Origin of the sequence: Cellulosimicrobium cellulans, assembly GCF_001722485.1 — a bacterium.
GTDB lineage: Bacteria > Actinomycetota > Actinomycetes > Actinomycetales > Cellulomonadaceae > Cellulosimicrobium > Cellulosimicrobium cellulans_A.
Genome location: NZ_LWGL01000138.1, coordinates 1 through 8,505, shown reverse-complemented (window position 1 = coordinate 8,505; position 8,505 = coordinate 1). Strand labels below are relative to the sequence as shown.

The window sequence follows — 8,505 nt, the reverse complement described above, 5'->3', positions numbered from 1 at the left end:
GCGCGCCCGTCGCTGCCGCCGACGAGCGCGCCCGCGACGAGCCCGGCGGCGACCGACGGCCCCTCCAGCAGGCTGATCGGCTCGCCGCGGTGGTTGGTGCGCGTCCACCGTGCCTCGCCGCCCGGCGGGCGCGAGCCGAGGACGCGCCGAGCGCCGGCGGTCACGCCCGCGGCCACGGCCGCGGCGAGGACGGTCGTCCCGCGTCGTCCCACGGTCAGCCCTCGCCCTCGTCGCCCGCCGCCACGCTGTCGTCGACGACGCCCTGGGCCTCGCCCGTGACGACCGGCGTGCGCACGACGGGCGGGAGCTCGACGGCGGGCGGCAGCACCGCGGTCGCGTTCTCCTCGAACCCGAAGTGCCCCACCTGGTCCGCGAGGCGCGCCGCGAGGGCGAGGGGGACGCTGATCTGCCCCGGCTCGGCCTCGATCCCGCTCACCGTGGACACCGTGGAGGCGAGCTCCTCCCTGCCGCGGATCGTCGACACGAGGTCGCCCGGGACGGCGGTGGGACCGGCGACCAGCGCGGCCTGCGCGACGTCCTGCGCGGCGACCGCGACGTCCGTCTCGATGTCGACGACGTAGGTGGACGGCGCGGCGGCCTCCGGGGTCTGCGCACCGGGTTCCGCCGTCTGCTCCGGGCCCGGCCCGGCCAGCAGGAGCACGACGTCCGCCGGGACGACCTGCTCCTCCACGACCTCGACGAGGTCGAAGCGCGCGAGCTGGGACTCCAGCTCGACCGCCTCGGGGCTGCGCGTGTCGGGGTCCTGCGCCGACGCGCCCGTGAGGGACAGCGCGAGCGCCCGGGCGAGGCGCTGGTCCGCCGTCGCGTCCTCGGGGACCTCGCCGATCCTGTCACCGAGCCCGTTCGCGACCGTGTCGCGCGCGCTCTCCTCGTCCTCGCTCGTCCACGAGTCCGTGAGCCTCACGTGCGCGACGACGCTCGCACCCGCAGCGTCGAGCTGCGCGGCGATCTCCTCGTCGCGCTCCCCCGCGGACCCGTCGAGGTCGACGACGGCCACACGACGCTCCGGGAGCGAGTCGGCCACGAGCTGCGGCCCGGCCGCCTCGATGAAGCGCGCCCCGTTCTCGACGGTCACGTTGGCGCGGTCGAGCTCGTCACGCAGCTCGTTGCGCTCCACGCGCAGCTGCTCGACCTGGCCGGTGAGCTGCTCGCCGATCGCGCCCTGGAGCGGCCCCGCACCCAGGATGATCCCGACGGCCAGCGCGAGGAAGACCGAGATCAACGAGACGATGTGGTACCTGAAGTCGATCACTGTGCGGCGGTGTCCTTCGGTGTGTGCTGCTGGTACGGGGATCGGGCGTGGCGAGAGCCCTCACGAGGAGGGCGGCGCGCGTCCGCGGCACCGCGCACGGCGCCGCCGGACGGCCGGGGCCTCAGCCGCCCGCGAACAGGGCGCCGACCCAGGAGGTGAAGTCGTCGACCCGGGCGCCCAGCAGGCCGAAGAACGTCTGGCCGGCGGACGTCGACCACAGGGCCATGACGACGGCGAACAGCCCGGCGAGCGAGAGCAGCGTGAGCTGCAGGTTCGAGATGCGCTGCCGGTACAGGCGCGAGACGCCCTTCGCGTCGACGAGCTTGCCGCCGACGCGCAGCCGCGTGAGGAACGTGCTCGCCATGCCCGCGCGCCCCTTGTCGAGGAACTCGACGAGCGTCGCGTGCGTGCCGACCGCCACGATGACCTCGGCGCCCTTGTCGTCGGCGAGGAGCATCGCGATGTCCTCGCTGGTGCCCGTCGCCGGGAACACGACGGGGTCCACGCCGAGCTCGCGCACGCGCTCGAGCCCCGGCGCCTTGCCGTCGCGGTAGGCGTGCACGACGATCTCCGCGCCGCTGCTCAGCGCCCGGTCCGACACGGAGTCCATGTCGCCGACGATCATGTCGGGCTTCCAGCCCGCGTCGAGGATCGCGTCCGCGCCGCCGTCGACGCCGATGAGCACGGGGCGGTACTCCGTGATGTACGGGCGCAGCGTCGCGAGGTCCTCGCGGTAGTGGTAGCCGCGGACGACGATGAGCACCTGCTTGCCCTCGATCGGCGTGCGGATGTCGGGCACGCCGACGCCGTCGAGGAGCAGGTCGCGCTCGCGCCGCAGGTAGTCCATCGTGTTCTCGGCGAAGGACTCGATTTCCACCGACAGGTTGGCGCGCGCCTCCTCGAGGCTCTGCGCGACCGTCGCCGGGGTCTGCACGACGCCCTCGGCGACGAGGTCGTCGCCGACGTAGACGCCGTCGCCGTCGAGCCGGAGCTCGGTCCCGTCCGCGACCGCCATGATCGCCGGGCCGAGGTCGTCGACGAGCACGATGCCCGCCTCGACGAGGATCTCCGGGCCGAGGTTCGGGTAGCGGCCGGACACCGACTTCGCGGCGTTGAGGACCGCGGCGGGGCGCGCCGCCACGAGGGCGTCGGCCGCGACCCGGTCGATGTCGACGTGGTCGATGACCGCGACGTCCCCCGGCTGCAGCCGTTTGGTCAGCGCCTTGGTCCGCGAGTCGACCTTGGCCGGCCCGAGCGTGTCGGGGCCGGTGGGGGGCGGCGTGCTCTTGCGCAGGGTCAGTCTCATCGTCGCCTATCGTCCCACGACCGACGACTCGAGAAGCTCGTGCGCGTGGCGCAGCGCCGCCTCGGAGTCCTCCTGGCCCGAGAGCATGCGCGCGAGCTCGCGCACGCGGTCCTCCCCCGTGACCTCCTGCACACCCGTGACCGTCACCCCGGCGCCCTCGCCGTCCGCCGTCGACGACTTCGTGACGACGAGCTGCGCGTCGGCGAAGGCCGCGACCTGCGCGAGGTGGGTGACGACGACGACCTGCGCGCTGCGTGCGAGCGCGGCGAGGCGACGCCCCACCTCGACGGCCGCGCGGCCGCCCACGCCGGCGTCGACCTCGTCGAACACGAACGTCGGCAGCGCGGGCCCGTCCTCGTCCCCGGCCACGGCCGCCGTGGCCAGCGCGACCTCGATCGCCAGCATGACGCGGGACAGCTCACCGCCCGACGCCCCCTTGCCCAGCGGCCGGGCCGGCGCGCCCGCGTGGGCCGCGAGCGAGAACGTCACGGTGTCGGCGCCCCACGGGCCCGGCTCCTCGGCGGGTGCGACGTCGACCACGAGGCTGGCCCCGCTCATCGCGAGACCGCGCAGCTCGTCGGTCACCGCGGCCGCGAGCGCGGCGCCCGCCCGCTCGCGCGACCCGGTGATCGCCGCCGCGACCTGCCCGAGCTCGGCGTCGAGCGCGTCCCGCCGCTCGGTCGCGGCCCGCAGCCGCTCCCCGCCGTCGTCGAGGTCGAGCAGGCGCAGGCCGGCGTCGCTGGCCCACGCGAGCACGTCGTCGATCGTCTCTCCGTAGCTCCTGGTCAGCGTGCCGAGCTCCGCGAGGCGGGCGTGCGCCGTCTCGAGGCCGCCCGGGTCCGCCGCGAGGTCCTCGACGTAGCCCGAGATCTCGGTCGCGACGTCCGCGAGCACGTAGCCCACCTCCGCGAGCCGCTCGGCGAACCGCCCCAGCGCGGGATCGGTGTGCGCCGCCGACTCGAGCGCGCGCCGCGCCCGGTCGACCGCCACGACGGCCGTCTCCTGCTGCTCGGCGGCGTCGTCGCCGGCGACCGCGTCGTGCGCGAGCTGCGCGGCCACGCGCAGCTCCTCGACGTTCCCGAGCCGCGCCACGAGCGCGGTGAGCTCGACGTCCTCGCCCGGCTGCGGGTCCACCCGCTCGACCTCGGCGAGCCCGAGCCGCAGGAGCTCGGCCTCGCGGGCTCGCTCGCCCGCGCGCGCCGTGAGGTCGTCGATCTCCGCCTGGAGCGCCGTGCGCTCCGTCCACGCCGCGCGGTACCGCTCGAGCAGCTCGTGGTGCCCCGGGCCGGCGAACGCGTCGAGCGCCGCCCGCTGGTGGCTGGGCGTGCGCAGGCGCAGCTGGTCCGACTGCCCGTGCACCGTGACGAGGTCGTCCGCGAGCTCGGCGAGCACGCCCTGCGGGACGCTGCGGCCCCCGAGGTGCGCCCGGGAGCGCCCCTCGGCCGCGACGGTGCGCAGGATCAGCACCGTGCCGTCGTCGTCGACGTCGCCGCCTGCGTCGTCAACGCGCCGGAGCACCGCGGGCCGGTCGGCGACGCGCACGCGCCCCTCCACGACGGCCGACGCCGCGCCGGGCCGCACGGTCGCCGGGTCCGCCTTGCCGCCCATGAGCAGGCCGAGGCCGGTGAGCACCATCGTCTTGCCGGCGCCCGTCTCCCCCGTGATGACGGTCAGGCCGGCGCCGAGCGGCACGCGTGCGGACCGGATCACGCCGAGGTTCTCGATCGCGATCTCCTCGAGCATCCTCACTCCTCCTCTCGGGTCGTGCTGCGCGGCCGAGACGACGCGGCGGCGCGTGCGGACGGGTCCGCCGCGCGCTCGCGCCAGCCCACGACGGGCAACGAGAACTTCGACACCAGCCGGTCGGTGAACGGAGCCGTGCTCAGCCGCGCGAGGCGCAACGGGGTGTCGCTGCGCCGCACCTCGACGCGCGAGCCGTTCGGCAGGTCGATCCGCCGGCGCCCGTCGCAGGTCAGCACGCCCGGCGACGCGGACCGCGGGAGGACGTCGACCGTCACCGTGGACCGGGGCCCGACGACGAGCGGGCGCGCGAAGAGCGCGTGCGCCGCGAGCGGCACCACGAGCACCGCGTCCACCTCGGGCCACATCACCGGCCCGCCGGCGGAGAACGCGTGCGCGGTGGACCCGGTCGCCGTCGCCGTCACGACGCCGTCGCAGCCGAACGACGACACGGGGCGCCCGTCGACGCCAATGGCGACCTCGATCATGCGCTCGCGCTGCGCCTTCTCCACGGTCGCCTCGTTGAGGGCCCAGCCGGTGAGGGGCTCGCCGCCCTCGGGCAGGTGCACGCGCACGTCGACCACGGTGCGCTCCTCGACCGCGTAGTCGCGCGACGCGAGCCGGGCGACGGCAGCGTGCAGGTCCTCGCGCTCGCTCTCCGCGAGGAAGCCCACGTGCCCGAGGTTGACGCCGAGCAGCGGGACGTCCGTGCCGTGCGTGAGCTCGGCCGCGCGCAGGATCGTGCCGTCGCCGCCGAGGACGACGACGACCTCCGACTCGGTCACTCCCTCGCGCGCCCGTGCCCGCGCCATGTGGTCGCCGAAGCTCTCGGCGAGGTCGTCGTCGTGCAGGGTGACGGAGAAGCCGGCGCCCTCGAGCTCGCGCACGGCCTCGCGCAGGGCGACGACCGCTTCGGGACGACCACCGTGCGTGACGATGAGCACGCGGCGCGTCACGACGCCCCTCCCGTGACGACCACGACCGGCGGGGGTCCCGCCGCCGTACCGGGCTCCCACGCCACGGCACGTCCCGCCGCCAGCTCGACCGCGGCGTCCTCGACACCGCCCGCGTCGCCCGCGCGCAGCCACCAGAAGTACTCGCGGTTGCCGCTCGGCCCGGGCAGCGGGCTCGGCACGACCGCCACGGGCCGCAGCCCTGCCCGCACCGCGTGGCCGGCGACCGCCGCCACCACCTCGGCGTGCAGCGCGAGATCCCGGACGACGCCGCCGCTGCCGAGACGCTCCCGGCCCACCTCGAACTGGGGCTTGACGAGGAGCAGCAGGTGGGTGCCCGGCGCGACGACGCCCGCGACCGCGGGGAGCACCATGGCGAGCGAGATGAACGACAGGTCCGCCACGACGAGGTCCGGCGCCAGCCCCACGTGCTCGGGAAGGAGCTCGCGGACGTTGAGCCCCTCGTGGAGCGTCACGCGCGGGTCGGCGCGGAGCTCGGGCACGAGCTGGTCGTGGCCGACGTCGACCGCGACGACCTCCCGGGCACCGGCGCGCAGCAGGACGTCGGTGAAGCCGCCGGTGGACGCCCCCAGGTCGAGGCAGCGCGCGTCGTCGACCACGGGCGGGCGCACCGCGCCGTCCGCGGGGAGCGACGCGAGGGCCTCGAGGACGCCCGCGAGCTTGAAACCGGCGCGCGAGGCGTACTCCGGGTCGTCCGGGTCGGCGAGCACCTCGAGGTCGACGGACGCGTCGACGGCGAGCGACGGCTTCGTCGCCGGGGTGCCGTCGCGCGACACCCGTCCCGCCGCGACGAGCTCGGCCGCGTGGCGTCGCGAGCGGGCGAGCCCGCGCCGCACGAGCTCGCTGTCCAGGCGCGCGCCGGGGCGCTCGCTCACGATCAGTCCTCCGTGCGCGCCAGGTCGGCGACGAGCGCGGCGTGCACGGCCTCCAGCACCTCGACGTGCGCCGCCGTGGGCAGCGCCTCGAGCCCGTCCAGCCGGCTCAGCACGTCGTCGAGCGTCCCGCGCGGACGCGGCGGACCGGGCACGGGTGCCGCGCCGGGGCGGGTCTCGTCTCCCGCCGACGCCCCGAGCAGGGGGCCGTGCTCGTCCGCCATGTGTGTTCGCCTTCCGGATCGTTCCTCGCAGGGCCCGGCCTCGCGCGCACTGCTTCACGCACCCGCGCGGCGGTCCCGGCCAACCGTAACCGTAGCGTCCCACGCGACGGGCCGGGACGGGGACGTCGACGCCGTCGTCCACAGGCCGCCGGCGGCCCGGGCGACGGTCCAGCAGCCGTCGCTCCGGACCGCTGGGCGTCAGTGCCGGCCGACCGGCAGGTCGGGGACGCCGGCCTCCTCGACGGGCCGGCCCGCGTCGGCTGCCTCCCACGCCGCCGCAGCGGCGGCCCGCACCGTGTCGACGGTCGCGGGACCGGCCACGTCGAGCCGGAGGCGCCCGTCCTCGACCCGCACCGCGCTGTCGCCGCAGGCCCACCAGCCGTCGGCACGGGGCTCGGGCGCCGGGTGCGGCTGGTGGAGGGACCGCAGGTCCTCCCCGATGTAGTCGGGCCGCAGCCCGGGCGCGGCGAGGACCGCGTCCCGCGCGGTGCTCACGCCCGTGAGCACGTGCAGGCCCGGGTAGCCACCGGCGCGTGCGCCCGCGAGGTCGGTGTCGAGCCGGTCGCCGACGACGAGCGGCGCGCTCGCGCCCGCGCGCTCGACGGCGAGCCGGTACATCGCCGGCGTCGGCTTGCCCGCGCTGTCCGGCTCGACGCCCGTCGCGGCGCGCACCGCGCCGACGAGCGCACCGTTGCCCGGCGCGAAGCCGCGCTCGGTCGGCAGGGACAGGTCGAGGTTGCTCGCGACGTGCCACGCGCCCCGCTGGACGGCGTACGCCGCCTCGGCGAGCTGCCTCCAGCCCAGCTCCGGGGCGAAGCCCTGCGCGACGGCGACCGGTTCCGCGTCCGCGGTGTCCACGACCTCGAAGCCGGCCGCGCGCACGGCGGTGACGAGCCCTGCGCCGCCCACGACGAGGACGCGCGCCCCCGGCTCGAGGCGGGTGCGCAGCAGCGCGGCCGCGGCCTGGGCCGCGGTCATGACCTCGTCGGCGGTCGCGGGGATGCTCAGGCCGGTGAGCTGGTCCGCGACGGAGCCCGGCTCGCGCGAGGCGTTGTTCGTCACGAACACGAGCCGCATGCCCGCCGAGCGGGCGCCGGTCAGGCTCTCCGCGGCGTGCGGGATCGGGTCGTGACCCCGGTACGCGACGCCGTCGAGGTCGACGAGGGCGAGGTCGTAGCGTCGGGCGAGCGGCTCCTCGCTCGCCAGCAGTCCGGCGTTCACCGGGCCTCCTCCTCCGTCGCCGGGCGCTCGTCCGGTCCGGCCCCGGCGTCGCCGCCCGGTTCCTCGTTCGTCACCACGTCGCCGGCGGGCGCCTCCGCGGCGTCGTCACCCTCGTCCGTCAGGTCGTCGCTCTCGTCCGCGAGGTCGTAGACGACGACGTCCTCGTCCGCGTCGAGGGACGCGCCGAGCGTCGACGCGTCGAGGCCCGCCAGGATCTCTGCGGCCTCGTCGGCGCGGCCGGCGAGCTCGAGCACCGCCGCCCTCGCCTGCAGCACGCGCACGCCGAGCTCACCGCGCGTGCCGGCCGCCGGCACGTGGTCGAGGACCGCCAGTGCGGCGTCGAGCTCTCCGAGGTCCACGCGCGCACCGCTCACCACGATGGCGAGCTCCGTGCGGGCCACCTCGTCGAGCGTGCGCGCCTCGTCCGAGGCGGCGAGCGCGAGAGCGCGCTCGGGGCGGCCGAGCCCGCGCTCGCAGTCCGCCATGATCGCGAGGTGCTCCGAGGAGCCGTTCAGGCGACGGACCGTCCGCAGCTCGCGCAGGGCCTCGGCGTAGCGCCCGGTGCGGTAGGCCGTCAGGCCTGCCGCCTCCCGGACGACGTCGACGCGTCCGGCACGACGCACGGCCGCCTGGGCGTGCTCGTACGCGAGCTCGGGGTCCGTGTCGATGAGGCGCCCCGCCATGACGAGGTGCTTGCCGACGACCTCGGCGGTCTCCTTGCTGAGCGTGCGCAGCCGCCCGCGAGCCGCCCGGTCCAGCTGGGAGATCGTGACGTCCTCCGCGACCGGGGGGCCTGCAGGATGACGGGGCTCGGGACGGCTGTCCGGACGCTGCGCCCGGTCGCGCGCCGCGCCCGCTCGGGGCGCGTGCCCGCGCCGCTCGCCGGCGCCTGCAC

The 8,505-nt window shown here is 76.5% G+C and carries 7 protein-coding genes and 2 pseudogenes; all 9 read right to left on the bottom strand.

Going from position 1 to position 8,505, the window contains the following annotated elements:
• A pseudogene (locus JZ5iCDA_RS13410) lies at positions 1 to 212 on the bottom strand (hypothetical protein); the annotation flags it as partial.
• A gap of 2 nt (positions 213 to 214) precedes the next feature.
• On the bottom strand, positions 215 to 1,273 hold the full coding sequence (locus JZ5iCDA_RS13405) for a copper transporter (RefSeq protein WP_069387625.1): 1,059 nt from the start codon (positions 1,271 to 1,273) through the stop codon (positions 215 to 217).
• A 121-nt stretch (positions 1,274 to 1,394) separates the two neighbouring features.
• Entirely contained in the window at positions 1,395 to 2,579 is a 1,185-nt protein-coding gene (gene steA / locus JZ5iCDA_RS13400; protein WP_069387624.1) for a putative cytokinetic ring protein SteA, read from the bottom strand.
• Positions 2,580 to 2,585: 6 nt separating this feature from the next.
• The gene (recN, locus tag JZ5iCDA_RS13395) at positions 2,586 to 4,322 is read right to left on the bottom strand and encodes a DNA repair protein RecN (RefSeq protein ID WP_069387623.1); all 1,737 of its coding nucleotides are present in this window, start codon (positions 4,320 to 4,322) and stop codon (positions 2,586 to 2,588) included.
• Between the two features lie 2 nt (positions 4,323 to 4,324).
• Entirely contained in the window at positions 4,325 to 5,275 is a 951-nt protein-coding gene (locus JZ5iCDA_RS13390; RefSeq protein ID WP_069387622.1) for an NAD kinase, read from the bottom strand.
• Positions 5,272 to 6,168, bottom strand: coding sequence for a TlyA family RNA methyltransferase (locus JZ5iCDA_RS13385; RefSeq protein WP_069387621.1), 897 nt, complete (start codon positions 6,166 to 6,168; stop codon positions 5,272 to 5,274). The genes JZ5iCDA_RS13390 and JZ5iCDA_RS13385 overlap by 4 nt, the downstream gene beginning before the upstream one ends.
• A 2-nt stretch (positions 6,169 to 6,170) precedes the next feature.
• Positions 6,171 to 6,389, bottom strand: coding sequence for a hypothetical protein (locus tag JZ5iCDA_RS13380; protein WP_069387620.1), 219 nt, complete (start codon positions 6,387 to 6,389; stop codon positions 6,171 to 6,173).
• Between the two features lie 198 nt (positions 6,390 to 6,587).
• On the bottom strand, positions 6,588 to 7,610 hold the full coding sequence (locus JZ5iCDA_RS13375; protein ID WP_069387619.1) for an HAD-IIA family hydrolase: 1,023 nt from the start codon (positions 7,608 to 7,610) through the stop codon (positions 6,588 to 6,590).
• A pseudogene (locus tag JZ5iCDA_RS13370) lies at positions 7,607 to 8,505 on the bottom strand (hypothetical protein); the annotation flags it as partial. The gene JZ5iCDA_RS13375 and the pseudogene JZ5iCDA_RS13370, both read right to left, overlap by 4 nt.